General features: G+C 61.9%; 20 protein-coding genes. 14 read left to right on the top strand and 6 right to left on the bottom strand.

Annotated elements, in window-relative coordinates; genetic code table 11:
- The first annotated feature begins 79 nt into the window (after window positions 1-79).
- Both HQ843_RS15020 and tyrS read left to right on the top strand, forming a co-directional pair.
- Entirely contained in the window at window positions 80-541 is a 462-nt protein-coding gene (locus tag HQ843_RS15020) for an HXXEE domain-containing protein (protein WP_180897566.1), read from the top strand.
- Between the two features lie 118 nt (window positions 542-659).
- Entirely contained in the window at window positions 660-1,907 is a 1,248-nt protein-coding gene (gene tyrS / locus HQ843_RS15015) for a tyrosine--tRNA ligase (protein ID WP_180897567.1), read from the top strand.
- Between the two features lie 328 nt (window positions 1,908-2,235).
- Here tyrS and HQ843_RS15010 read toward each other — a convergent pair whose 3' ends face one another.
- Window positions 2,236-5,676 carry a YhdP family protein gene (locus tag HQ843_RS15010; RefSeq protein ID WP_180897568.1) on the bottom strand — a complete coding sequence of 1,147 codons (3,441 nt, stop codon included), beginning with the start codon at window positions 5,674-5,676 and terminating at the stop codon, window positions 2,236-2,238.
- 170 nt (window positions 5,677-5,846) lie between these two features.
- On the opposite strand from HQ843_RS15010, the gene bcp reads away from it, so the two are divergent.
- Both bcp and HQ843_RS15000 read left to right on the top strand, forming a co-directional pair.
- Window positions 5,847-6,314 (top strand): thioredoxin-dependent thiol peroxidase, encoded by a 468-nt coding sequence (gene bcp, locus HQ843_RS15005; protein ID WP_180897569.1) that lies wholly within the window; start codon window positions 5,847-5,849, stop codon window positions 6,312-6,314.
- A 110-nt stretch (window positions 6,315-6,424) separates the two neighbouring features.
- Window positions 6,425-7,912, top strand: coding sequence for a DEAD/DEAH box helicase (locus HQ843_RS15000; RefSeq protein WP_180902178.1), 1,488 nt, complete (start codon window positions 6,425-6,427; stop codon window positions 7,910-7,912).
- 203 nt (window positions 7,913-8,115) lie between these two features.
- On the opposite strand, the gene HQ843_RS14995 is transcribed toward HQ843_RS15000, so the two are convergent.
- Window positions 8,116-8,628 carry a flavin reductase family protein gene (locus tag HQ843_RS14995; protein WP_180897570.1) on the bottom strand — a complete coding sequence of 171 codons (513 nt, stop codon included), beginning with the start codon at window positions 8,626-8,628 and terminating at the stop codon, window positions 8,116-8,118.
- Window positions 8,629-8,775: 147 nt separating this feature from the next.
- On the opposite strand from HQ843_RS14995, the gene HQ843_RS14990 reads away from it, so the two are divergent.
- The 6 genes from HQ843_RS14990 (at window position 8,776) to HQ843_RS14965 (ending at window position 16,199) form a co-directional block, all read left to right on the top strand.
- Window positions 8,776-9,867, top strand: coding sequence for a branched-chain amino acid ABC transporter substrate-binding protein (locus HQ843_RS14990; RefSeq protein WP_180897571.1), 1,092 nt, complete (start codon window positions 8,776-8,778; stop codon window positions 9,865-9,867).
- 23 nt (window positions 9,868-9,890) lie between these two features.
- Window positions 9,891-10,556, top strand: a complete 666-nt coding sequence (rpe, locus tag HQ843_RS14985; protein ID WP_180897572.1) for a ribulose-phosphate 3-epimerase — start codon at window positions 9,891-9,893, stop codon at window positions 10,554-10,556.
- A gap of 120 nt (window positions 10,557-10,676) precedes the next feature.
- On the top strand, window positions 10,677-11,393 hold the full coding sequence (locus HQ843_RS14980) for a DUF2259 domain-containing protein (RefSeq protein ID WP_180897573.1): 717 nt from the start codon (window positions 10,677-10,679) through the stop codon (window positions 11,391-11,393).
- A 99-nt stretch (window positions 11,394-11,492) separates the two neighbouring features.
- A complete protein-coding gene (purB, locus tag HQ843_RS14975; protein ID WP_180903238.1) occupies window positions 11,493-12,800 on the top strand; it encodes an adenylosuccinate lyase in 1,308 nt (435 codons plus the stop codon).
- A gap of 48 nt (window positions 12,801-12,848) precedes the next feature.
- On the top strand, window positions 12,849-13,397 hold the full coding sequence (locus tag HQ843_RS14970; RefSeq protein WP_180903237.1) for an RBBP9/YdeN family alpha/beta hydrolase: 549 nt from the start codon (window positions 12,849-12,851) through the stop codon (window positions 13,395-13,397).
- 333 nt (window positions 13,398-13,730) lie between these two features.
- Window positions 13,731-16,199, top strand: coding sequence for a sensor domain-containing protein (locus HQ843_RS14965; protein ID WP_180897574.1), 2,469 nt, complete (start codon window positions 13,731-13,733; stop codon window positions 16,197-16,199).
- Window positions 16,200-16,217: 18 nt separating this feature from the next.
- On the opposite strand, the gene HQ843_RS14960 is transcribed toward HQ843_RS14965, so the two are convergent.
- From HQ843_RS14960 to tpiA, 3 genes are all read right to left on the bottom strand, one after another.
- Window positions 16,218-17,849 carry a CTP synthase gene (locus HQ843_RS14960; protein ID WP_180897575.1) on the bottom strand — a complete coding sequence of 544 codons (1,632 nt, stop codon included), beginning with the start codon at window positions 17,847-17,849 and terminating at the stop codon, window positions 16,218-16,220.
- Window positions 17,850-18,026: 177 nt separating this feature from the next.
- Entirely contained in the window at window positions 18,027-18,455 is a 429-nt protein-coding gene (gene secG, locus HQ843_RS14955; RefSeq protein ID WP_180897576.1) for a preprotein translocase subunit SecG, read from the bottom strand.
- 124 nt (window positions 18,456-18,579) lie between these two features.
- Entirely contained in the window at window positions 18,580-19,365 is a 786-nt protein-coding gene (gene tpiA / locus HQ843_RS14950) for a triose-phosphate isomerase (RefSeq protein ID WP_180897577.1), read from the bottom strand.
- Window positions 19,366-19,644: 279 nt separating this feature from the next.
- Here tpiA and parE point away from each other — a divergent pair, with 279 nt between their 5' ends.
- The 4 genes from parE (at window position 19,645) to HQ843_RS14930 (ending at window position 25,916) form a co-directional block, all read left to right on the top strand.
- On the top strand, window positions 19,645-21,696 hold the full coding sequence (gene parE, locus HQ843_RS14945) for a DNA topoisomerase IV subunit B (protein ID WP_180897578.1): 2,052 nt from the start codon (window positions 19,645-19,647) through the stop codon (window positions 21,694-21,696).
- 116 nt (window positions 21,697-21,812) lie between these two features.
- Window positions 21,813-22,952 (top strand): esterase-like activity of phytase family protein, encoded by a 1,140-nt coding sequence (locus tag HQ843_RS14940; RefSeq protein WP_180897579.1) that lies wholly within the window; start codon window positions 21,813-21,815, stop codon window positions 22,950-22,952.
- Between the two features lie 305 nt (window positions 22,953-23,257).
- Window positions 23,258-24,226 carry a patatin-like phospholipase family protein gene (locus HQ843_RS14935; RefSeq protein WP_180897580.1) on the top strand — a complete coding sequence of 323 codons (969 nt, stop codon included), beginning with the start codon at window positions 23,258-23,260 and terminating at the stop codon, window positions 24,224-24,226.
- A 16-nt stretch (window positions 24,227-24,242) separates the two neighbouring features.
- Window positions 24,243-25,916: an alpha/beta hydrolase gene (locus HQ843_RS14930; protein WP_180897581.1), complete on the top strand. Its 1,674-nt coding sequence runs from the start codon at window positions 24,243-24,245 to the stop codon at window positions 25,914-25,916.
- Window positions 25,917-25,977: 61 nt separating this feature from the next.
- Here the strand turns inward: HQ843_RS14930 and HQ843_RS14925 are convergent, their stop codons facing one another.
- Window positions 25,978-26,742, bottom strand: a complete 765-nt coding sequence (locus HQ843_RS14925; RefSeq protein ID WP_180903236.1) for a glycosyltransferase family 25 protein — start codon at window positions 26,740-26,742, stop codon at window positions 25,978-25,980.
- Window positions 26,743-26,781 lie beyond the last annotated feature (39 nt).

Here is a 26,781-nt window from a genome sequence, read left to right as displayed (position 1 = left end):
GCATCTTTCGAAATAGCTGTTGCGCATCGCTCAAAGCGGACCATTCTGGCGTTGACCTTAACATATCGCGGAGAACGCCGTGTTCAGCCCCTCCCATCTCTCGCTCTTCCTGGCCATCGCCTTGATGTTGCACGTGACCGAGGAATTCTATTTTCCGGGCGGCTTCATCGAATGGTATCGCGAACTCGTGCCGCCGAAAACGACGGGCATCCGGTTCGGCTACCTCGTCTTCGTCAACACGGCGGTAATGTTTATCGCCGCGCTCGGGCTTTTCTACGGTGACAGCCCCAGCGGCGCATCGATCTTCCTCGGGCTTTCCACGGCAATGGCGGTCAACGCGCTCTTCCATGTCTATGGCGTCATCAGGCTTCGCAAATACTCTCCCGGCGTCGTCACCGGGGTCATATTATTTCTGCCGCTCTACGCCATCGGCCTCACCACGGTGATCGGCGGCGGGCTGCTGCCCGTCTGGCTGCCGTTCGTCTATCTCGTTTTCGCGATCGCCTATCATGCCAAATCCCTCCGCCGTCAGTCGAAATAGCTGATAACCAGGCCCTGACCTGATCGTGGGCGCAAAAGATGTGGGAAGCACAGGCAAACCATGCTAAAGCGCGCCCGTTCTGTCATCTACCCCAGTACAAGCGACGAAAAGATCAACCATGTCGACGTTCAAATCCGAATTCCTGCACACGCTTTTCGAGCGCGGTTTCATTCATCAGATTTCCGATGAGACCGGGCTTGACGACCTTCTTTCGAAGGAGCGGGTGACGGCCTATATCGGCTTCGATCCGACGGCGCCGTCGCTGCATGCCGGATCGCTGATCCAGATCATGATGCTGCACTGGCTCCAGAAGACCGGCCACCGGCCGATCTCGCTGATGGGCGGCGGCACCGGCATGGTCGGCGATCCCTCGTTCAAGGACGAGGCCCGCAAGCTGATGACGGTGGACACGATCGCGGAAAATATCGCCTCGATCCAGCGCGTCTTTTCCAGTTACATGGATTATGACGCCGGCTCGGCACTGATGATCGACAATGCCGAATGGCTGCGCGGCCTGAACTACCTCGAATTTCTCCGCGATGTCGGCCGCCATTTCTCGGTCAACCGGATGCTGTCCTTCGAGAGCGTCAAGACGCGGCTCGACCGCGAACAGTCGCTGTCCTTCCTGGAATTCAACTATATGATCCTCCAGGCCTACGATTTCGTTGAGCTCGCCAAGCGCTACGACTGCCGCCTGCAGATGGGCGGTTCCGATCAGTGGGGCAATATCGTCAACGGCATCGATCTCGGCCACCGCATGGATTGCCCGCAGCTCTACGCGCTGACCTCGCCGCTTTTGACGACGGCATCGGGCGCCAAGATGGGCAAGTCGGCCAATGGCGCGATCTGGCTCAACCCGGACATGCTGTCCGCCTATGATTTCTGGCAGTACTGGCGCAACACCGAGGATGCCGATGTCGGCCGGTTCCTGAAGCTCTATACCACGCTGCCGATGGACGAGATCGGTCGGCTTGCGGCGCTTGGCGGCACGGAAATCAACGAGGTCAAGAAGATCCTCGCCACCGAAGTGACCGCCATGCTGCACGGCCGCGCCGCTGCCGAGGAAGCCGCCGAGACCGCGCGCAAGACCTTCGAGGAAGGCGCGCTTGCCGAAAACCTGCCGACGATCGAGGTCGCCAGGGCGGAGCTCGACGGCGGCATGGGTATCCTGACGCTGCTGGTCCAGGCCGGCCTTGCCGGTTCCAACGGAGAGGCCCGCCGTCATATCAAGGGCGGCGCGGTGAAGCTGAACGACGAGGCTGTCTCCGACGAGCGCCTCTCGGTCGGCCCGGACGCGCTGTCGCGCGAAGGCGTGGCCAAGCTGTCGGTCGGCAAGAAGAAGCACATTCTGGTGCGCCCGGTGTGATCGGTCACACGGTTGGATGACGGCTGGTTTCCGGCTGTCGACAGGTCGCAAATTTTCCGCCTCCCCTGAGGGAAAGGCCTTGCTGCTTGCTCCCATTACTCTCTCCCGCTTGCGGGAGAGATGCCCCGAAAGGGGCAGTGAGGGTGATGCAGCGTTTCAGATCGTGAGGGCGTTCGCGTTGATGGACTCCCCCCTCACTGTCGCTTTCGCGACATCTCTCCCCTCCGGGGCGAGAAGATTGGGGGGCTGTGCGGCGAAGCCATATGCGATCGCCCTGCCCCTTCAAAAGGGGAGACCGATCGCGGTAATGCCGCGAAAATTTCCCACATCACTGAAACTCAAATATCTTGCGGAACACGCCGGGCGCGATCGCCGATAGCGGGTTGACCACCAGTTCCGGCTTTTCGGTCTTGCCCGTCAGCCTGAACGTGATGCCGAACAGGCCCTTGTCGTTGCCGTTGCCCAGCAACGGCCCAAAGATCGGGATTTCGGCAAAAATCCGGTTGAGCCCGTAGGCCGGCATGAAAGTGCCGGTCATGTCGATATTGCCGGCGGCATCGCGCACGACGCCCTTCACGGTCGCGCCCACCTGATCGCCGCGCACGAAAGCATCGGAAACCCGCAGCACGCCGTTCGAGATATCGATCACCGCCTGGGCGATATGGAAACGCTGGTCGGTCTCGTTGATCTGGTTGCGATAGGCGGCATTCAGGCTCTTGCCGTTGCCGGCGGTGGGCTCCGACAGGATCTTCTTGAGCTGTTCGTCCTTGATCAGCCGGAAATCCGTCAGCGTCGCCATGCCCTGCCAGCCGGCATCGGTCTCGATCATGTCGAGATTGAGCCCGCCGCCGGTCATTTTCTGGTAAATGCCGAGAAAGCGCAGCAGCGCGCCGGCACCGGCGGTCTTGAGCGACACCGACTTCTTGCCGCCGTCAGGCGTCACCGTCAGCGTCATCGGCTGGGAGGAGGCGGTGGTCGCCTTCAGCACGGCATCGGCCATCGCGCCCGCGCGGACCTTGATGTCGCCATTGACGCCGGAAAGCTCGCGGTCGTTTTCGCCGGAAACGCGGGCGATATCGAAATGGACGTCGACATTGCCGCCGCCGCTTCCCCCGCCCCCGTTCGATGTGCCATTACCGCTCTTGACGAGTTGATCAAGCAGCGGCTTGGCCGAGAACGAGCGACCGGTCAGCGTCACGTCGAGCCCGTCCTTCTCCCGCTGCATGCCGACATTGAGGCTGTCGCCGGGCGAGATCGCGACATCGGTCAGCGTCGCCGCCAGCAGTCCGCCCTTGTCGAGCGTCACCTGCCCCCTCGCGCCCAGCCCGCTGCCCGTCAGCCGCAGATCATCAAGCGTCGTCACGTCGTTTTCGCCCGGCTTGAGCGTGAAGGAGAGCGTGGCGGGAACGCCGGGAGGCTTCTGCCAGCCGATAAAGGGCAGAGACAACGTCGTCTGTTGCAGATCGACCGCGATCAGATTGCCTTCGTCCGCCCCCTCGACGGTCACGGCCACCGGGCCGCTGACATAATCATCAAGCCCCGGCGCGAGCTGGTTTCGCTGGGCGTCGTTGAGATTTCCCGACAGCCAGAGCACCGGTCCGTCCTCGTCGCCCTCCGCGTTTTTTTCCGGCTTGCCGATCGGCATGCTCCATTGCACCTCAAGCGGAACGCCATCGGCGCTGCCTTTGCCCTCGAAGGAAATCCGGCTTGGCACGATCTCGACCAGACCATTGAGACCGCTGACCTGATGGCCGTTGATGGGCGTGGCAATCGCGCCATCGGTGATATCGGCCACGACGTGCCAGACCGGATCGAACGCGACGCCCCGATCGAGCGGGAAGCTCGCCCTGAGGTTGACTTCGGTGTTTCCCGAGAACTGATCCGAGGTGAAATCCGTCGATTTCAGCGCGTTGATCGGCGGCGCCTCGGCCAGTTTCACCAGATCGCGGACTTCGCCGGACAGCATGATGTCGACGGCGCCCATGAGCGGTTTGGTGTAGGTATCGGCAATCGCGAACGTGCCTTCCTTGAGCTTCACCGTGCGGGACTTGCCGACGCTGAGCGTGCCGTCCCTGATATCGACATCGACCCTGCCGCCATTGATCGACACGCGGGCGTCGCTGCGCTCGACATCGGGCATCTGATCGCTGATCGTGATCCGGGTATCGTCGATGTCGAAGGCGACCTTCATCTCGCTCTCGTCGAGCTTCACCGGGATGCCCGGCCCCTCGATCCGCCCGGCCGACAGGAAGATCGCTATGTCGCCATTGGTGACCACGCCGCCATGGAGATTGCGGCTCACCCATTCGCGCGGCTTCCTGGCAATCCAGAACGGCCAGAGCTGCTTGACCGCCTCGGTATCCATCCGCTCAATCCGCGCGCCGAAGCTGAGTTCCGGGCTGGCGTCGCCGAAGATCGCCTTGAACGAGGCCGCCATCATGCCCTGGGGCGAACTTATCGAAATATCATCGAGCAGCAGGCGCGGGATCGAAGCGCGGTATTCCCCGGTGAATTTCGCGTCGAATATCAGCGGCGGCAGACCGGGTTCGCGCGATTGGAACCGGCCGCCCCGCACCAGCACATCCAGCGCATAGCCGTCGTCGACATCCGACTGGTAACGGTCGAGATCGATGATGCCCGCCGTGAAGGGAAACCTGCTGCCGTCGAACTCGAACGAGGAATCGCTGATTTCGATCGATTTCTTGGCCGTATCGTAGATGAGGTTCAGATTGGCGTCGTTGAAAGGCCGCGCGATCGAATCCGCGATGAAGCGGCCCGCGCCGACATCGATCTGGGCGGCGACGTCAGGCTCGCCATCCGCCCGGGCGCGTTCGAGCGAAAGCAACAGGTCCGCGGTCCCCTCCACGCCGAGCATGGGGTCGCCATCGGATTTGGTCCTGAGGAGAAACGGCGTCAGCACCAGGTTGGAAACCTCGGCCTGAAGGCTTTGCGTACGTCCATCCTCCTCCACTGATTCGGCTGAGAAGTTGGCAGGCGTTCCGTCCAGCAGCACCTCGCCATCGACCCGGAGTATCCCGTCGGCCAGCAGGTTGAGGTTGACCTCGCGGATATCGACGGTGACGGACTTGCCCGGCGATGCGCTGCCGACGGGAAACACGATGTCGCTCAGATGGATCGAGCGGGTATCGGCCGCCGTCAGAACGCCGCGGGCGAAATCCGTCTGGCTGAACATCTGCTCCACCAGAACCGGCAGACTGTCGACCCGATGCTCGGTCAGGCGGAATGTGCCGGTGGCGGGCAGCGCCGAGGAGTCGAATGTGATGTCGTCGACCGAAACCGAGTTTACCGTGACCTGCCCACCGATGAGCTTGACGGGATCGACCGCGAAATCCAGGGTTCCGATCGAGGCGATCTGCTTTTCATCCGGGCCAAGCAAAGCCACGCCGCGAACGCTGAGCTTCAGATCGAAATCCGCGCTCAGTCTCAGCCTCGCGGCATCGATGCGCGCATGATAGCCTTCCGGCATGACCGCCGCGATCTGCTCATTGGCCTTGGCGGCCAGAAACCGGTCCAGCGAACCGCTCTCGATGACGTAGTAGGCGATCGCAAGAAGGCCGGCGGCAAACAGACCAAAAAACGTAAGGAAACGCAGGCAGTGACGGGAGAAGCTGCGATGCGTCGAGGCGCGCACGATCATCGGCTCATGCGTCTGGGCGGAGGGCATCTTGTGCAGCGAGACGCTTTCGCCGCGGGCGAAACGGGTACGCTCGCCTCTGATCAGGGAATCTTTTTGCTTGCTGTCGTCCAAAGCCGCTCCGTAAGCGTATAAGCTGCGCTGAAATAGATTTTGCCCGGCGCGAATCTTCTGCGCGCAATATTCACGACGAAGCGCACCGCTGGCAAGCGCACAACCGCGCTCTTCGCTCGCGATTTATGCCGATTGAAGCTTGAACGATAAATGAACAAAGGAGTGAGAATTTGACCGAATTGCAAGAAGGCCACAAGGCCCCCGATTTTTCCCTGTCGGTTTCCGAGGGAGAGACCTTCGCGCTGGCCGATGCGGAGGGCAAGAACCTGGTGCTCTATTTCTACCCGAAGGACGACACCAAGGGCTGCACCGTCGAGGCGATCGCCTTCACGGCCCTTGCCGAAAGCTTCGAAAAGGCGAACACCATCGTTCTCGGCATCTCGCCCGACGGCGTAGCGAGCCATGCGAAATTCGCAAAGAAACACAGCCTTTCCGTCTTGCTGGGCGCCGACGAAAACCACGCGGTGGCCGAAGCCTATGGCGTGTGGAAGGAAAAGAGCATGTACGGCAAGACCTTCATGGGGATCGAACGCTCGACCTTCCTGATCGCGCCGGACGGCACGCTGAAACGCATCTGGCGCAAGGTCAAGGCGGACGGCCATGCCGAGGCCGTGCTTGAGGCCATCAACGGCACGTGAAGGTCGAACGCGGCCAAAAGGGCATTTCAAGGCGTTGAAATGCCCTATATTACCGGGTTTTCTTGACTCTCGGGCCATTTGATACTATCCCGCCCGTGATACGCATGACGATGGTGAAAGCGCCGTCGAATTTGTCACGAAAACACGGAACCCGTTTCCCTTTGACCTCATTTTCCGATCTTGGGCTCAGTCCCAAAGTACTCTCCGCTGTAACCGAAGCCGGCTACAGCGTCCCGACACCGATTCAGGAGGGCGCGATCCCTCATGCGCTCGAGCGCCGCGACGTCTGCGGCATTGCGCAGACCGGTACCGGGAAAACCGCTTCCTTCGTCCTGCCGATGCTGACGCTTCTGGAGCGCGGCCGGGCACGGGCGCGGATGCCGCGCACGCTGATCCTCGAGCCGACGCGCGAACTCGCGGCTCAGGTCGCCGAGAATTTCGACAAATACGGCAAGAACCACAAGCTCAACGTCGCGCTGCTGATCGGCGGCGTTTCCTTCGAGGAACAGAACCGCAAGATCGAGCGCGGCGCCGACGTGCTGATTTGCACGCCCGGCCGCCTGCTCGACCACACCGAACGCGGTAAACTCTTGATGACCGGCGTCGAGATCCTCGTCATCGACGAGGCCGACCGCATGCTCGACATGGGCTTCATTCCCGATATCGAGCGGATCGCCAAGCTCATTCCGTTCACGCGCCAGACGCTGTTCTTCTCGGCAACGATGCCGCCGGAAATTCAGAAGCTCGCCGACCGGTTCCTGCAGAACCCCGCCCGTATCGAGGTGGCGCCGCCCTCATCGACCGCAGCGACGGTGGTGCAGAGACTGGTTGCCACCGGCGGCAAGGACTTCGAGAAGCGGGCGACGTTGCGCGCCATCATCGACAAGCAGGACGATCTGAAGAACGCGATCATCTTCTGCAACCGCAAGAAATCGGTCGCCGACCTGCTGCGCTCGCTGCAGCGCCACGAATATCCCTGCGGCGCGCTCCATGGCGACATGGACCAGCATTCGCGCACCACGATCCTGCAGAGTTTCCGTGACGGCAAGCTGCCGTTGCTGGTGGCCTCCGATGTCGCCGCGCGCGGCCTCGATATTCCCGATGTCAGCCACGTCTTCAACTACGATGTGCCGATCCATGCCGAGGACTATGTCCACCGCATCGGCCGTACCGGCCGCGCCGGGCGCAAGGGCGCGTCGTTCACGCTGGTTGCCCCCAAGGACGCCAAATTTGTCGACGCCATCGAAAAGCTGATCGATCGCAAGATCGAATGGTTCGACGGCGACCTCAGTTCGGTCGCGGCGGAAGACGAATCCGAAAAGCCCGCAGCGCGCACCCGCAAGGGCCGTTCGCGCAAGCAGGACAACAATCCTGCGGAAGAAAAGGCTGAGGCGCCCCGTCCCGCTGAAGCGGCAAGACCCGCCCCGGCGACCAAACCGGCAGCGCCCCAGGCCCACAAGCCGGCTCCGCCCCAGGACAAGAAACCCGCCAATGATGATCGCCGGCGCTCGCGTCGTCGCGATCGCGACGACGACCACACGCCGGTCGGCTTCGGCGACGAAATCCCGGCCTTCATGCTGATCGCCGCCAAGGCCTGACCGCCAGGGCCAGTCAAAAACGCTAAAGAGCCGCACGTCCTCCCGGACGTACGGCTCTAATCATATCAACTATACGCTTGATATTTCGGCAAAAAAACAATCAGTAAGCTTACCTTAACAGCAATAGTCTCATGTAAAAACTCTAATTACGCATTCGGTATGCGCCATATATACCTCAATATCGCCCTTCCGATCAAGTATATTTATGAGAACTTCGGATTTAACGACAAGTAGTGGTAGCCGCGTCGGTAGTACAGCAAGGCTTCGCCTGGCGCCCCCATCTTCACACCGACGACCTCGCCGATCAGTATCCAGTGGGTCGACATCGCCTTGGCTTCAACGAGTTTGCAGTCGAAGCTGGCAAGCGCATCGGCCAGAACCGGCGCGCCGCTTCCCTCGACCTCCCACTCGGCCATGGCGAAACGCTCCTCGCTCGAAAGACCGGTAAAGCCGGCGAAGGCATCTGCGAGCGGACGATGATGGGCGGCGAGCGTATTCAGCGCGAAATTGCCGCTTCCCTGAAACACGCTGTTGTGCTCGTTCAGACGATTGACGCAGGCGAGCACCGTCGGCGGCGCATCTGAAACCGAGCAGGCGGCCGTGGCGGTCACGCCGCGCATCACCCCGCCATGCGCGGTCGTCACGATCTGGACGTGGCCGGCATAATGGGCCATCGCGTCGCGATAATGTTTGGAGAATTGCGGATCATCATGCATGGGAAGCGCCGCGCTTATGCCTGGAAAAAACTGTCAAAGAACCATCCCTTTGATATTCAGTTGCGGTACTTACGGCGTTGCCCCTGCATCTGGCAAGGGTTATGACAGGGTTCATCGTGGCAAGTTTTGATAAGAGGACGCGCGATCATGAGATCCATTCCCGCCTGTCTCCTTGGCATTGCCATGTCCGGGTTCGCCGCCGCCCCTTCGTTCGCGGCCGAGACGTTGAAAATCGGCATTGTCGCGCCGCTGAGCGGTGACTACGCCATTCTCGGCGAGCAGGCGCTCGATGGCGCGGGGCTTGCCGCCCGCAATCGCGATATGGAGCTGACCACGGTCGATGAAAGCTGCGAGGATGGCAGCGGCGGAGACGTTGGCCAGGCGCTTGCCGATGCCGGCGTCGATATCGCCATCGGCTTTTTCTGCAGCGAGACCGTGCGCGGCGCAATGCCGGTCTTGAGAGATGCCGGCATTCCGGCGATCACCCTTTCGGCCCGCTCGATGCCACTGATGACGACGGCGCTGAAGGAGAGCTGGCCGCTTTTCCGCATGGCGCCCAATGATCAGGACGAGATCGACGCGACCGTCGACTACATCATGGGCGAATGGATCGATGAGCCGGTAGCGCTTCTCGATGACGGAACGATCTATTTCCGCGAAATGGTCAACGCCGTTCGCAACGCGCTGGAGGAGCGCGGCCTGCAGCCGGTTTTCGTCGATACATTCCGCCCCGCGCAGGAGCAGCAATTGTCGCTGGTGCGCCGCCTCGCCCAGACCGGCGCCACCCATGTGTTCATCGGCGGCACGCGCAGCGATATCGCCATTGTGTCGCGGGATGCCGCTCAAGAGGGCGACGATCTCACAATCCTCGGAAGCGACGCGCTACGCGCCCAGGAAGCGGGCGTTCCCCTTGAAGTCGGCGTGCTGGCGATCGCGCTTCCCGAATATGGCGAACTGCCACCGGCTGCGGCACTCGCGGATATCGCCGCAAGCAACGACATCGTTCCGGAAGGCTATGTCGTCCCGGCCGCAAGCGCGGTCGAGATTGCGGCCGAGGCCATGGCGGCAGCAGAGGGCGATACCGCCCGGCTCACCGCGATGCTCGCCACGCAGCAGTTCGACACCGCGCTCGGCCCCGTCTCCTTCACCGAGGGGCATGAACTCGCGGATAATCCATATTTTCTTTTGCGTTGGCAGGGTAATCAGTTCGTGCCGGTGTTCGATTCGGCCCGCCAGTAATACCATGAAGAAGGAACCATGCAGTGAAACGTCCCCTGCGTATCGCCCCCTCTATACTTTCCGCCGACTTTTCCCGACTGGGAGAGGATGTGCGCGCCGTCGTCGATGATGGCGCCGACTGGGTGCATCTCGATGTCATGGACGGCCATTTCGTGCCCAACATCACCTTCGGCCCGCCGATCATCTCGAAACTGCGCCGCCACACGGATGCCGTCTTCGACTGCCATCTGATGATCGCCCCCGCCGACCCCTTTATCGAGGCTTTCGCCAAGGCCGGCTCGGACAGGATCACGGTGCATCAGGAGGCAGGCCCGCATTTGCACCGCTCGCTGCAGACCATACGAAACCTCGGAAAGAAGGCGGGAGTGGCGCTGAACCCGGCAACCCCGGTTTCAATGATCGAAAACGTGATCGACGATCTCGACCTGATCCTGGTGATGACCGTCAATCCCGGTTTCGGCGGCCAGGCATTCATCCCGGCAATGCTTGCAAAGATCGAGCAGGCCAACGCCCTGATCGGCGATCGCCCGATCGAACTCCAGGTGGATGGCGGGATCGCGCCGGACACGGTGGCCGCGGTAACCAGGGCCGGCGCCAATGTGCTGGTCGCCGGTTCGGCCATCTTCGGCAAGGCGGAAGGCGGCAGCTACCGCCCGGCCATGGATGCCCTGCGGTCGGCCGCAAGTTAGCGTAAAGCGTTTCAGGCGTTTTCATCACTGTGTCGTTGGCCGGGTGCGACAAGCCGCCCCGACGCAGTATCGATTCCTGATATGCCGGAGCGTTTCCGGCCAAAAAAAATGGAGCTTATAATGGCAGGTCTATCCCGTTTTCTCGGCGCGGCGGTCGCCTCGGGCCTCACGGCCGCAACGGCAAGCGCCGGCGATTTCGCAACCTTCACCCCTCTTGGCTTCTCCGAGGACGGCAAGGTCTTCGCCTTCGAGGAGTATGGCCAGGAAGACGGCTCCGGATTTGCCTATTCCAACATCTTCTTCATCGACACCGAGAACGACGTGTTTCTCGACGGCACGCCGTTCCGCCTGCGCAGCGAAACCGACAATGCCTCGATCAGCGCCGCGCGGGCAATGGCTGTCCGCGAAGCCCTGCAGATGATCCAGGATCGCCGCCTGCTCGACCATCCGGGCTGGCTTGCCGCCTTCAACCCGGTTACCGAAAACAGCAGCGACGGCGACACCATCCGCTATCGCGCCCACCCGAACCTGTCCCCCGTCAGCGAAATCTCCATCGAGACGTTCCCGCTTTCGCCCAACAGGGCCTGCGCCGCCATCACGCCGGATGCGCGCGGCTTTCGCCTCACCTATCGCGGCCCCGAGGGCGGGGAACTGGAGGTCCACGAGGACGAGCGCCTGCCGGAAAGCCGCAACTGCCCGCTCGATTACCGCCTCGGCGGAGTGATGACCTATGGCGGCGGCGGACCGGATGCTGTGCATGTCGCGCTCGTGACCGTGCTGTCGCAAGGCTTCGAAGGTCCGAACGGACGCTGGATCGCCGTGCCGTTCCGCCCGTAAAAACGAATGGACAGAGCATTTCTCCCGCGCAAAGATTTCATTTGCGCCGGAAATGGTCTATGCGCATTGCCAGATGGAAATGTGAAGGACAGAGCCTCGATGATACCGCGTTATTCCCGCCCCGAGATGACGGAAATCTGGTCGCCGGAAACGAAATTCCGGATCTGGTTCGAAATCGAGGCCCATGCCTGCAATGCGCTGGCGGAAATCGGCGTGATCCCGGAAAGTGCAGCGAAAACCATCTGGGAAAAGGGCAGCGCCGCGACCTTCGACGTCGCCCGGATCGACGAGATCGAAGCCGTCACCAAGCATGACGTCATCGCCTTCCTCACCCACCTTGCCGAGATCGTCGGCCCCGACGCCCGTTTCGTCCATCAGGGCATGACCTCCTCCGACGTGCTCGACACCTGCTTCAACGTCCAGCTCGTGCGCGCGAGCGACCTGCTGCTCGCCGATCTCGACAAGCTGCTTGCAGCCCTCAAGCGCCGCGCCTTCGAGCACAAGGACACTATCACCATCGGCCGCTCGCACGGCATCCACGCCGAGCCGACCACGTTCGGCATCAAGCTCGCCCAGGCCTATGCCGAGTTCGACCGCTGCCGCTCCCGGCTGATCGCCGCGCGCGAGGAAATCGCGACCTGCGCGATCTCCGGCGCCATCGGTACCTTCGCCAATATCGACCCGCGCGTCGAGGAACATGTCGCCGCAGCCCTGGGCCTGAAGCCGGAGCCGGTCTCGACCCAGGTGATCCCGCGCGACCGGCATGCGATGTATTTCGCGACGCTCGGCGTGATCGCCTCGTCGGTCGAGCGGCTCGCCACGGAAATCCGCCACCTGCAGCGCACCGAGGTGCTGGAGGCGGAGGAGTATTTCTCGCCGGGCCAGAAGGGCTCGTCGGCCATGCCCCACAAGCGCAACCCGGTACTGACCGAAAACCTGACGGGCCTCGCCCGGATGGTGCGCAGCTATGCGCTGCCGGCGATGGAGAATGTGGCGCTGTGGCATGAGCGCGACATTTCGCACTCCTCCGTCGAACGCATGATCGGCCCCGACGCCACCGTGACGCTCGACTTTGCGCTGGCGCGCCTTACCGGCGTGATCGACAAGCTGCTTATCTATCCTGAAACGATGATGAACAATCTCAACAAGTTCCGGGGACTTGTTCATTCGCAGCGCGTGCTGCTCGCCCTCACCCAGGCCGGCGTGTCGCGCGAGGATGCCTATCGCCTCGTCCAGCGCAATGCGATGCGGGTCTGGGAGGAAGGCAAGGACTTCCTTGAGGAACTGCTCGCCGACGATGAAGTGCGCGCCGCCCTTTCCGAAGAGACGATCCGCGAGAAATTCGACCTCGGCTACCACACCAAGCACGCCGACACGATTTTCAGGCGGGTTTTCGGCGAAGCGTGAAGCGCCGTCCCCGCAAAGCCCTTATCAACGACCCAGACGACGATCCGCATGAAAGCCTCCGAAGCAGATATCCTTCTTATCCCCGGCTACAAGAACGCCGGGCCGGGACACTGGCAGAGCCGCTGGGAGCAGAAGCTTTCGACGGCGCGGCGGGTCGAACAGGCGGAATGGAACAAGCCGGTTGTGGACGATTGGGTCGCCAAACTTGTCGAGACGGTCAACGCCTCGACGCGCCCGGTCGTGCTGGTGGCGCATTCGCTGGGCATCCCCACCGCAATCCTCGCGCTGCCCAGGCTTGAAAAGCCGGTGGCCGGCGGCTTCTTCGTGGCGCCGCCGGAAGTCGACAATCCGTCCATCCGGCCAAAACATCTCCAGACCTTCGGCCCCTACCCGCGCGACCCGCTGCCGTTTCCGAGCATCGTGATCGCCAGCCGCAATGATTCATTCGGCTCGTTCGATCATGCCGGCGACATCGCCAATGCCTGGGGGTCGGCGTTCTTCGACGCCGGCGAGGCAGGCCATATCAACGAGGAAGACGGTTTCGGGCCGTGGCCGGAAGGCATATTGATGTTCGGGCGCTTCATGTCGCATCTGTGACGAGAAGGCATCCCCTGGGGAAACAGAACCTGACCGATAGCGGAAGCTTTCGCTCAACGATCTGAATCTATAGCCACTTTCAAATCAGAATTGACTTTCTTCATTCATGCACCACACTTGATAGGTCGGCCTTTGATGACTTTGGCGTCAACATCGGCCAAATATGGAAAAGCGCAAACCGGACTGAGGCGGCATTCCCAGACGGGCAATGGAAAGTCCCGCTGAAGCGAGAGCCGCCCTCCAGCAAGAGGACAACCGTTGGCGGAGGACACGAGTGAATTTTGGAGCAAGTCCGGAATAGCGGCCGCCGCGATCGAAGGTTCGGCAGTCGCGATGGCGGTGCTTGACGTCGGAAGTTTTGCGATCCGTGCCGTCAACGAAAGCTTCCAGGCGCTCGCCCCGGAAAGCGATCTCCTCGGGGGAATCGTTTTCGACTGGGTTCACAGTGACGACCGGCCTTGTCTGCAGTCATTGTTGTCGCCGGCAGCCAGAACGGGTAAACCGCTTGCCCGGGAAGTACGCTTCGGCCCCAGGCCTGACGGCCCCTGGCGCTGGATGCTCTGCTCCAGCAACCTTTTGCCACCCGAACACGAGGGCAGCGAAACACTCTCCTTGCTGAACTGTGTCGATATCGATGCGCAAAAGCTGCGGGAACTTGAAGCCAACGAACGCGCCCATCGTTGGGACTACGCTCTTGTCAGTTCGGGCCTCGGCGTATGGGATCACGATTACCGACGCGGCCAGTTCTTCTATTCACAGACCTGGATGACGATGCGCGGCTACCCCGCCGGCGGCCCGCGACCCTTTACATCGACCGAAGAATGGCTGCAACTCGTCCACCCGGACGATCGCGACTTTGTTGCCAACGCCATCGAACGCCAGAAGGCCGGCGATTCTCAATATATGAATTTCGAATACCGCGAGCGCCATGCGGACGGACACTGGATCTGGATCGAGTGCCGGGGCGACGCGGTATCGAATTTCTCGGACCACAGCCCGGCGCGCGTCGTCGGCACGGATCGCGACATCACCGACCGCAAGAATGCCGAAATGCTTCTTTCGCGAACCCGGCAGCGGCTCGAACTGGCCTTGAGCACCTCCCGCATCGGCGTATTCGAGTACAATCCGGCAACGGGAATGGTGATAGCGGACAGGCGCATCGGCGAGATTTACGGATTTGAGGAAAAGCCCGAAACCTTTGACGTCAGCCGTCTGGGCGCGATCACCGACCCGGATGACCGCAACCGCATCAGGACGACGCTGCAGTCTCTGAAGCCCGGCGATCCTCCGCACTCCGATGAGTTCAAAATCACACGGGAGGACGATGGCACAGTGCGTCATATCCGCGCTCTGATGACCATGAGAATTGACGATGAAGGGCAGCGAAACATTCTGGGCATCAACTGGGACGTCACGGAAGAGGTGCGCCTGCGCCAGGATCTGATAACCGCCAAGCAACTCGCCGAGGCCCGCAACTTCGAACTCGACCGCGCCAAATCTGATATCGAACAGGCGGTCATGCACGACTATCTGACCGGCCTGCCCAACCGGCGTTTCCTTGATGACGAATTGTCGCGGCGGGTCGAGATGATGCCGGCATCGTCCAGCAAGCTCGCGCTGATGCAGATCGATATCGACGACTTCAAGGCCGTCAATGACAGCTACGGGCACGGCACCGGCGATGCGGTGCTGCAGCATACCGCCCAGGTGCTCTTGAGCGTCAGCCGCCATAATGATTTCGTCGCGCGCGTGGGCGGAGACGAGTTCGCCTTTATCAGCAGCTATGGCAATGGTTCAGGCAGCCTGGAGCAGGTCGCCAAACGCATGCTTCTGGAACTGTCCAAGCCGATCGAACTGGGCGAGCATCGCATTCGGATCGGCGCCTGTGTCGGCATCGTCACCGCCGACGCCTGCGAGGATGTGTCTACCGGCGCGCTCATGAAAAACAGCGACCTCGCGCTAAAACGGGCCAAACAGCAGGGCCGCAACCGTATCGCCTTTTATACGCCCGATCTCAACAACGCCGTCGCCGCCAATCGCACCCCTGCCGACCAACTGATGCAGGCGGTGGAGCAAAGCGACTTCATACCCTTCTACCAGCCGCAATTCGACGCGAAGACGCTGAGGCTGACCGGCGTCGAAACGCTGGCGCGATGGCGCCACGCCGATGGCAGTTTCGGCCAGCCGTCCGAATTCATTCCGCTGGCCGAGACGCTGAACCTGATGAACATGATCGACACCAGCATCCTCAGTCAGGCCACCAGCGACTACCGGCGCTGGAGCGAACTCGGACTCGATCCGCCGGGCATGTCGCTCAACCTTTCGCCGCGCCGCCTGAGCGATCCGGCACTGGTCTCGGCGCTGGAAGAATTCGACCTGCCGGCAGGCAAGCTGACCTTCGAGCTTCTGGAATCGATCTTCCTGGATGAGCCGGACGATATCAGCGCCTACAACCTGAAACAGCTCAGAAGGCTTGGAATCGGCATCGATGTCGATGATTTCGGCACGGGCTATACATCGATCACCGGCCTGCTGAAGGTCGCGCCCAACGGCCTCAAGATTGCCCGCGAACTGATCCTGCCGCTGCCGCAATCGCCCGATCAGCGCGCGATCGTCAAATCGATCGTCGATATCGCCAAGACGCTGAAGATCAAGGTGATCGCCGAGGGCGTGGAAACGAAACGCCACGCCGAGATCGTGACCAAACTCGGCTGCGACGTTCTCCAGGGCTACTGGTTGGGCCGGCCGATGCCGGCGAGCGAATTCGAAAAGGTGCTGCGGCGGCAGACCGAGCCGGCGTAAATTGAGCGGCAGAGGGCTCTAAACCAGCCGGCTCTGCTCCAGCGCGGCCTCGATGAAGCTTGCAAACAGCGGATGCGGTTCCAGCGGCCGGCTCTTCAGCTCCGGATGATACTGCACCCCGATGAACCAGGGATGGTCCGCATATTCGATCGTTTCAGGCAGAACGCCATCCGGAGAGGTGCCGGAAAACACCAGCCCGCAGGCCTCAAGCTTTTCGCGATAGCCGAAATTCACTTCGTAGCGGTGACGATGGCGTTCCGAAATCTCGGTTGTGCCGTAGATCGCTGCGATCTTGGTGTCCGGACCAAGGTGGGCCTTGTAGGCGCCAAGGCGCATCGTGCCGCCGAGATCATCACTGTCGGTGCGCTTTTCCAGCGCATTGCCCTTCACCCATTCGGTCATCAGGCCGACGACCGGCTCGCTGGCATTGCGGTCGAATTCGGTTGAGGATGCGTCCTTGATGCCGGCCAGATTGCGCGCCGCCTCGATGACAGCCATCTGCATGCCGAAGCAAATGCCGAAATACGGCACCTTGTGGGTGCGGGCAAAGCGGGCCGCCTGGATCTTGCCTTCCGAACCGCGCTCGCCGAAGCCGCCCGGCACGAGAATGCCGTGGACCTTTTCGAGATAGGGCGACGGGTCCTCCTTCTCGAAAATCTCGGATTCGATCCATTCGAGATTGACCTTGACCCGGTTGGCGACGCCGCCGTGATGCAGCGCCTCGATCAGCGATTTATAGGCGTCCTTCAGCCCGGTGTACTTGCCGACGATGGCGATCGTCACTTCGCCTTCCGGGGTGCGGATGCGCTCGCACACCTTTTTCCACGCATCCATGCGCGGCACGGGCGCCGGATCGATGCCGAAGGCGTGAAGCACCTCGTCATCGAGCCCTTCGCGGTGATAGGCGAGCGGCACGTCGTAGATATTGGCGACATCGAGCGCCTGGATGACGGCGGATTCGCGCACGTTGCAAAACAGCGAGAGCTTGCGGCGCTCGGCCTCGGGAATTTCCCGGTCGGCGCGCACCAGAAGAATGTCGGGGTGAATGCCCATGGCCTGCAATTCCTTGACGGAATGCTGCGTCGGCTTGGTCTTCAACTCGCCGGCCGCCGGGATATAGGGCATCAGCGTCAGGTGGACATAGACGGCGTTGCCGCGCGGCAGGTCATTGCCGAGCTGGCGGATCGCCTCCATGAACGGCATCGCCTCGATATCGCCGACCGTGCCGCCGATCTCGCACAGCACGAAATCGAACTCCTCATTGCCCTCGAGCACGAAGTCCTTGATCTCGTTGGTCACGTGCGGAATGACCTGCACCGTCGCGCCGAGATAATCGCCGCGCCGTTCCTTGTCGAGAATGTTCTTGTAGATCCGGCCGGTGGTGATGTTGTCGGTCCGGGTCGCGGAGCGGCCGGTGAAGCGCTCGTAGTGACCGAGATCGAGGTCGGTCTCCGCGCCGTCATCGGTGACGAACACCTCGCCGTGCTGGGTCGGGCTCATCGTGCCCGGATCGACGTTGAGATAGGGATCGAGCTTGCGCAGCCGGACCCGATAGCCCCGTGACTGCAGCAAAGCACCGAGTGCTGCCGCGGCAATGCCTTTTCCGAGGGAGGAGACCACGCCGCCTGTGATGAAAATATATCGCGCCATGGGCTTATTCCGATACCGTTTCCAAACCGATTCTGCCAGAGCTTTCGTGTAAAAAAGCGCGGTCATCCCCGGTCGATTGTCACAATAATGCCGCATCGCCCGCGCTTTCGCGGGACGAGCGGCTCAAGGAAATTCCGGCGGGAGGCCCGCCGGATGATGTCTGCTCGATGTCGGCGATCAGTCGCCGGTGGGAACGCCGGTGGCGTTCGAGTCCTGTGCCGGCGTGCTGACGGCCGGAGCCGACCCTTCGCTGCCGCTCGGCACACCGCTCTGATCGGGCGCTGCCGGCGTCGTGGTGGTCACCGAACCGCCAAGCTGGTTCAGGATGCCCTGCCCGTCGGTTTCGGCGTTCTGTTCGATCCGGTCGAGAATATCCGACGGGTTGCCCTGGTAGCGGGCGAGAATGCCAAGACCCAGCGAGGTCACGAAAAACAGCGCTGCAAGTATGGCCGTGGTGCGCGTCAGCGCATTGGCCGTGCCGCGCGCGGTCATGAAACCGGAACCACCGCCGATGCCGAGCCCGCCGCCTTCAGACCTCTGGATGAGGATCACACCGGCCAGCGCAACGACGATTATCAGGTGAATTACGATCAGTACCGTCTGCATGAATGTCCAATCCGGCCCCGCCTTGAAGGTCCGGGCCCGCTAGAATAACTGGCGTCTCTCTACATGAGGCGGGCGCGCAATCCAACCCCTTTTTAAGGACCTTTTGGCGCCCGGCGGCCGGCTTTCACGGAGCGGCGGACGACAGGATATCCTCATAGGCCTGATAGATGGCTAGAAAATCGGCCGCTTTCAAGCTTGCGCCGCCGATCAGCGCGCCGTTGACATTGGCCACGCTCAGCAGTTCGCGCGCATTGCCGGGCTTCACCGAACCGCCATAAAGGAGCCGGAACCTCTCGCCCGCCGCGCCGAAACGCTCGATCAGGTCTTCGCGGATGGCAGCGTGAACCTCGGCCACCTGCTCCGGTCCCGGCGTCTGCCCGGTCCCGATCGCCCAGATCGGTTCATAGGCGATGATGGTGTTGTCGGCCGTGGCATCGTCGGGCATCGATTGAAACAGCTGCGTCTTCAACACCTCCATGGTGCGGCCGGCGGCGTGCTCCTCGCGGCTTTCGCCGATGCACACGATCGCCGTCAGTCCCTGGTCATAGGCGGCGCGCGCCTTGGTGGAGACGGTGTGATTGCTTTCATGATGTTCGGCGCGCCGTTCCGAATGGCCGACGATGACATGGCTGGCAAGGCAATCCTTGATCATCTCGGCCGAGATATCGCCGGTATGCGCCCCGGACCGCGCCTTTTCGTGGCAGTCCTGGCCGCCGATCATCAGGCTGGTATCCGCCGTCAGCGTTGTCGCGACGTAAAGCAGCGTCGCCGGCGGGCAGATCAGCGCATCGACCCTGTCGGCAAGTCCGCCGCTCACCCCTTCGGCGATGGCCCGGATCTGATCGAGCGAGGCGCGGGTACCGTTCATCTTCCAGTTACCGGCGACCATGGGGCGTATTGCGGCAGTCATCTTCGTCTCTCTCCCGTTCATTGCTTTGTGGCCGGGCTTACCGGCGCGGTTCTTCCGTTTTCTTCCGTTTCACGCCCGCCGTCAAAGGGCGTTTTACATTCTGCCGTTTGACAGAAAGCATAATCGCGGCTTTATAAGGCGCCTCAAGCTATCCACACCCTTTCCACGGCAATTTGGCACGCCATCGCTTCGCGGCCAAAACTTTGCCAGAATAGCAGGGTGATTCGCCGCAACGCGCCGGCAACAGCGCAAATCGATCTTTACAGGCTGCCCGACCCCATGGACAACAGCAAAGACCTCTTCGCCGATCTTGGCGGCAGCAAGGCCGAAACCGATACGACCGAGCCCGCACGCGTGAGCGCGGGCAAGCCCAGGAAATCCGCCCCGGCTTCCGTTGAGAGCGCTGACTACGGCGCGTCCTCGATCCGCGTGCTCGAAGGGCTGGAGCCGGTGCGCATGCGTCCGGGCATGTATATCGGCGGCACCGACGAGAAGGCACTGCATCACCTGTTTGCCGAGGTGATCGACAATTCCATGGACGAGGCGGTGGCCGGACACGCCGATTTCATCGACGTCCATCTCGATACCGAAGGCTTCCTGACGGTGACCGACAACGGTCGCGGCATTCCGGTCGAAAACCATCCGCAAATGCCCGGCAAATCGACGCTGGAAGTGATCATGACCAAGCTGCATGCCGGCGGCAAGTTCGACGGCAAGGCCTACGAGACCTCCGGCGGCCTGCACGGCGTCGGCGTCTCGGTCGTCAACGCGCTGTCCGATCTGCTGGAGGTCGAGATTGCCCGCGATCGGCGGCTCTATCGGCTTTCGTTCTCGCGCGGCGTGCCGTTGGGCGAGCTTGAGGATTGCGGGCCGACGCAGAACCGGCGCGGGACCCGGATCCGGTTCCATCCCGATGCCGAAATATTCGGACCCCGGGCAAAGTTCGATCCGGCCCGCCTCTTCCGCATGGCGCGCTCCAAGGCCTATCTGTTCGGCGGCGTCAAGATCCGCTGGTCCTGCGATCCCTCGCTGGTGGAGGGCAAGGAGGACCTGCCGGAAAAGGCCGAGTTCCATTTCCCCGGCGGACTGAAGGATTACCTCGCCGCGACCATCGGCAAGGACTTCACCGTCACCCGCGAAATCTTTGCCGGAAAGAACGAGAAGACCGGCGGCCACGGCGCGGTTGAATGGGCGGTCGCCTGGTATGGCGGCGACCCGAACGTCCATTCCTACTGCAACACCATTCCGACGCCGGAGGGCGGCACCCATGAGGCCGGCCTGCGTCAGGCGCTGATGCGCGGGCTGAAAAACTATGCCGAGATGATCGGCAACAAGCGCGGCGCGCAGATCACCACCGACGACGTGATGATTTCGGCCGTCGGCATGCTGTCGGTGTTCATCCGCGAGCCGGAATTCGTCGGCCAGACCAAGGACCGGCTCGCCACCGGAGAGGCCCAGAGGATCGTCGAAAACGCCTTGCGCGACCCCTTCGACCTCTATCTTTCGGCCAATCCCGCGGAAGCCGAGAAGCTGCTCGACTGGGTGGTCGAGCGTTCCGAGGAACGGCTGCGCCGGCGCAAGGAGCGCGAGGTCAACCGCAAGTCCGCGGTCAAGAAACTGCGCCTGCCGGGCAAGCTCGCCGACTGTTCGCAAAACACCGCCGCAGGTGCTGAACTGTTTCTGGTCGAGGGCGATTCCGCCGGCGGCTCGGCCAAGCAGGCGCGCAACCGCTCCAACCAGGCAATCCTGCCGCTTCGTGGCAAGATCCTGAACGTGGCCAGCGCCGGACGCGACAAGTTCACCTCCAACCAGTTGCTTGCCGATCTGATCCAGGCGCTCGGCTGCGGCACGCGCACAAAATACCGCGAGGAAGATCTGCGCTACGAGCGCATCGTGATCATGACCGATGCGGACGTCGACGGCGCCCATATCGCCTCGCTGCTGATCACCTTCTTCTACACCGAGATGCCGGAATTGATCCGGCAGGGCCATTTATTCCTCGCCGTGCCGCCGCTCTACAAGCTTTCCCAGGGCGGCAAGACGGCCTACGCCCGCGATGACGCCCATCGCGAGGAACTGATGAAGTCGGTGTTCAACGGCCGCGGCAAGGTCGAAGTCAGCCGGTTCAAGGGCCTTGGCGAGATGCTGCCCGCCCAGCTCAAGGAAACCACCATGGACCCGAAGAAGCGTACGCTGCTCCGGGTCGATATCGACGATGTCGATTTCGAAGGCACCAAGACCGCCGTGGAGGACCTGATGGGCACCAAGGCGGAAGCCCGCTTCCGCTTCATTCAGGAAAACGCGGCCTTCGCCGAAAATCTGGATATCTGATCAGCAGCCCCGGCCCCGGCACGTTGTCGCTGGGGCCGGGTGTCATACGCCTGATAACGACTGAGGGCACTACCTCAATGACGGTCGACTCCCGCCGTCTGACACGAGGTGCTGCCATGAAATTTCTGCTTTCCGCCACTGCCCTTATCGCCCTGCTCGCAACCGGCGCTGATGCCGCCGATCCCGGCAGGACCATTGCCGTCGATTGCCCGATCAACAATTGCGAAGACGCGATCAGCCTCACCTTCGCCGGTGAATTCGCGATCGAGACCGGGACCACGATCGACGGCGTCGAAATCGGCGGCATTTCCGGGATCGATTACGATGCCGGGACCGGCCACTACATCGCGATTTCCGACGACCGTTCGCAAAAGGCGCCCGCCCGGTTCTACGAACTCGACATCAAGGCCGGGTCCGGCGGCATCGATCATGTCTCGGTCGTGAGAACCGTCACGCTGAAGGACAAGGACGGATCGGTCTTCGCGGAAAAGACCGTCGATCCGGAGCAGATCCGCCTGTTCGGCGACAACCTGATCTGGTCCAGCGAAGGCGACGGCAAGGCGATGATCGCCCCGTTCGTTCGCATCACCTCCGCAAATGGCGATTTCGTGCGCGCATTCACCCTGCCGGAAGGCTTTGCGCCGAGCGAGGACCATGCGACCGGCATCCGCAACAACAACGCTTTCGAAAGCATCGCGCTGCTGCCCGAAGGCGACGTGCTCGTCGCCAATGAGGCAGCGCTCTATCAGGACGGCCCCGCCTCCACGCTGACCACCGCAAGCCCCGCCCGGATCGTGCGCTATGATACCGAAAGCGGCGAACCGACGGCGCAGTACATCTACATGATCGACCCGATCCCCCACGCACCGGTCGATGGCGGCGAGTGGAACGATAACGGTCTTTCCGACATGATGCCGCTCGACGACACCCGGCTTCTGGTCTCCGAACGCAGCTTCGCCCAGAACCGAGGCTTCACCATCCGGATATTCCTGATCGATCTCGACGGCGCGACCGATGTTTCGGCCATCGCCTCGCTTAGGGATAGCGAAGAAGCCATCGTCCCGGTCGCCAAATCCCTTATCCTCGACCTCGGAGCCATCGGCCTTCAGCCCGACAATATCGAGGCGATGACGATCGGCAGGACCGAAGACGGCGCGCCGCTCCTGTTGCTTGCCTCCGACAACAATTTCAATGCCGAGCAGAAGACCCAGTTCCTGGCCTTCACAATCGAGAACCTGCCGGGCGTCGGCCGCTGAAATAACGCAAGATAAACCGTTGAAGCAGGTCCGTATTTTCCGTGAAAGGCGGACCTGCTATCGCGCGGGAGACAAGCGAGCGATCGCAGACCGCCACCCCCTCATCCAAGGCATCCGAAAGCGATTATTAAGGTTAATAATATGCATAAGAAACAGTTGGTTATAACGGATATCCGATCCATGATATCAGCAACTTAAACCAGTTTCTCCACACACACCGGGAATGGGCCGGCTACAGCGCTTGTCTGGCATGGCAACCCTCTCTATAGTCACCTCCCGACGAAAAAGAAAAGACCTGTGAAACAATGACTTCGCGCCGGAACTTCATCATTGCATCGGCCCTCGGGCTTGCCGGCGCCACAGGTATCGCCCGGGCGCAGACCCGGCCGGGAACCGTGACGCAGAACATGCCGGGCATCGCGCTGGATCAGGCGGCGGAACCTCAGCCCCGCGATGGCTTTGCCCTGGCGCTCGGCGGCGGCGCGGCCAAGGCCTTTGCCCACATTCCCTATCTCCAGAGCCTCGATGAACTCGGCATCAGACCGAAGCAGATGACCGGCACATCGATGGGTTCGATCATCGGCGCGCTCTATGCCGCAGGGATGAGCGGCAGCGAGATCCGGGAATATGGCGTCGAACTGCTGACCCGGCGTCAGTCGCTGCTGAAGCGCCTGCTGATCGACACCGGCGAAACCTGGGGCTCGCTGTTCAATCTGTTCCGGCCCGCCGTGATCGAGCCCGAAATCCTGTTCGAGGCGCTTATGCCCGCCGACCTGCCCGCCAGTTTCGAAGACCTCGAAATCCCGTTGGCGATCGTCGCCACCGATTTTTACGCCCAGTCCGAATATGTCATGCGCGACGGACCGCTGCTGTCGGCCATCGCCGCCTCTTCCGCCCTGCCGGTGCTGCTGACGCCGGTGCGCCGCGACGGCCGGGTACTGATCGACGGCGGCTTTGTGAACCCGACCCCCTTCGATCTTCTCGACGCGGAGCGCTATGTCACCATCGCCATCGATGTGACCGGATCGACGATTGAAAACAACGACGATATTCCGGGATCGTTCGAGACCTGGGCCGGCTCCTTCTCGATCACCGAACATTCGATCGTGGTGGAAAAACTCAAAAACGCCCCGCCGGACCTTTTCGTCGCGCCGGATGTCGGGCGTTATAAGCCGCTGGATTTTTTCAACATCGAGGCAATACTCTCGACCGTTGACAGCGATCAGGACGCCTTCAAGCGCCAGATGGAACAGCTCGCAGAGCAGAACAACTAAGGACGGGTCAGCCGCAATGCAGACGGAAACGCCGAAAACCGCGCGCTGGTTCGCGATCAGCTTTGTTTCGCTGGCGCTGGGGCTCGCCTTCTTCGCGGCCTCGCTGACGCCATCGCTGATCCCCCGGGCCTGGCCGCTGCAGGGCGCGCTTGCCGGCCTGGTGATGGCGCTCGGCTATATGATCGGGCGGTTTTTCGTGGCGCTGTGGCGAGGATTGCAGATCCCGGAGCCGCGCGGACGCTGGCGCGCCATCAGCCTGGCCGTCCTCAACGCCGCGGCCCTCATCCTGCTGATCTACTGCCTGTCGATGATGACCGAATGGCAGAATTCGGTGCGCTCCCGCGTCGATATGGAACTGCTGGAAGGCGGCACCGTGCTCGGCATCCTCGCCGTAGGGCTTGGCGTCTTCATCGTGCTGTTTCTGATCGGTGCAGCCTTCCAGAAGGTTTTCGATATCGTCAGGCTGCGGCTCTACCGGATGATGTCGCCGCGCGCGGCCAATCTTCTGGGCATCGTGATCGTGCTGCTGGTGGTTCTGGGGGCAAGCCGCGACTGGGTGGTGCCAGCCATCTTCGATTTCCTCGACGAGAGCTACGAGACCGCGCAGGACCTGTTTGAAACCGCCCCGCCGGCCCCCACCGATTCCTTCATTCCGGGCAGCGCCGGCTCGCTGGTAAGCTGGGAGGCGATGGGCCAGCCCGGCCGCAACTTCGTCACCAGCGCGCCGTCGGCGGAAGATATCGGCGCCTTCTCCGGCCAGCCGGCGGAACGGCCGATCCGCGTCTATGTCGGCCGGTCCCAGGCCGATGAACCGGATGAACGGGCAAGGATCGCGCTTGAGGAGATGAAACGCCTCGGCGCATTCGATCGCGCCTATCTGATGATTGCGAGCCCCACCGGCACTGGCTGGCTTGATCCGGGCGCCCACGACACGTTCGAATACATGCATAACGGCGATGTCGCCACGGTCGCGGTTCAGTATTCCTTCCTGCAATCGCCGCTGGCGCTGATCTTCGAGACGGATACCGGCCTGCTGCAGGCCACCGCCACCATGGAAGAGGTCTATCGCTACTGGCGCACCCTACCGGAAGACAGCCGGCCGGAACTCTACATGCACGGCATCAGCCTCGGGGCGTGGTCCTCGATGTATTCCTTCAACGTGTTCCAGATGCTGGATGAACCGGTCGCCGGCGCGGTCTGGGCGGGACCGCCCTTCCCGTCCTATCTCTGGCGCCACACCGTCGCCGCGCGCAACGCGGGCACGCCCTATGTGTTGCCCCAGATCGATGACAATGCGGTGGTCCGCTTCTCCTCGCAGTTCAGAACGCCGGAGGCGGAAGGCGACGAATGGGGAAGAGTAAGGATAAACTTCCTGCAATATGCCTCTGATCCGATTGTCTTTTTCGAGTCGAACGCCAGCTTCCTCGAACCGGAATGGATGCGCGAACCGCCAGCCCCCGACGTCTCGCCCTATCTGCGCTTCGTTCCGGTCGTAACGCAGTTTCAACTGGCGCTCGACATGGCGCTGGCGAAGGCGCTGCCGGCGGGTTTCGGGCACAATTATCTCGCCCGCGACTATATCGACGCCTGGGTCGCCGTCTCAAACCCGCAGGGCTGGACGCCGGCGCGCACCGCGGCGCTGAAACAGATTTGCAATCTGGGCAAGGATACCGGCTGCAAGATGCCCTGATCGCAAGGCGTGGCGGCTCAGCGCAGAAGGAAATGACAGAAAATCCTGTCATTTCATAAAATTATACGGATCGCATGCGCCGAAGCCGTATCGCGGCGCGCTTTCGTTTGAAACTGCCGACGATACGATGGAACCGCACGGTGAACCGCTCCAGCAGAGTGACGTCATCGGCATACTTGACACGCCTGCCGATGTCACTGAACAGCGGGCTGTCCGGGTCCATGCAGAATTCGGCATAAACGGGATAGGGCAGAACGCCATAGACCGGGACGCCGTGATCATAGGATCGGTCCATCAACAGATCGATCGGCGTGAACAGCGTCTCGCAATAGGCCTCAAGCCGCCGGGCGCCGCGCTTGGACACCAGATAGGCGGCGGCGTCGAGCGGACCGAAAGCATAGCGAACCAGCCGTTCGCCGGTCGCAAGCTTGGCCACCGTCCGCATCGGCCGCTCCTTCTTCCCGCTGAGCTTCAGAAAGTCGATCGGCCCGAGATCGATGGCTTCCAGCACGGCCGCGACATCCCTGAAGATGACCGAATCATCTTCGAGAATGAGATAGTAGTCGGCCGCCTCATCCTGCTGTAGCGCCCGCCAAAGGCTGAGATGACTGAGCGCACAGGCCTTCTCCGTATCTGTCATTGGCCTGCCGGTAAAGCGGCGCGCGCGGGTCTCGTCATAACGCAGTCCTGATAGATCCGCCGTCGCCGGCGTCACGGCATCGAATACCTCCACGGGCATGCCCAGCCGCTCGGCCTGCCCCATGAAATGGTCGCGGCGATAGTCACTGGAAGCAACATTGATGACGAAAGCCTTGATCCGCGGCATGAGGACTATCCCAGGTTGGTCAGTGAAAAATCAGAATTT

The organism is Martelella sp. NC20, from assembly GCF_013459645.1.
Lineage (GTDB): Bacteria > Pseudomonadota > Alphaproteobacteria > Rhizobiales > Rhizobiaceae > Martelella.
Note: the sequence above shows the minus strand (reverse complement) of the source record. Positions and strands in the feature narration are given on the sequence as shown.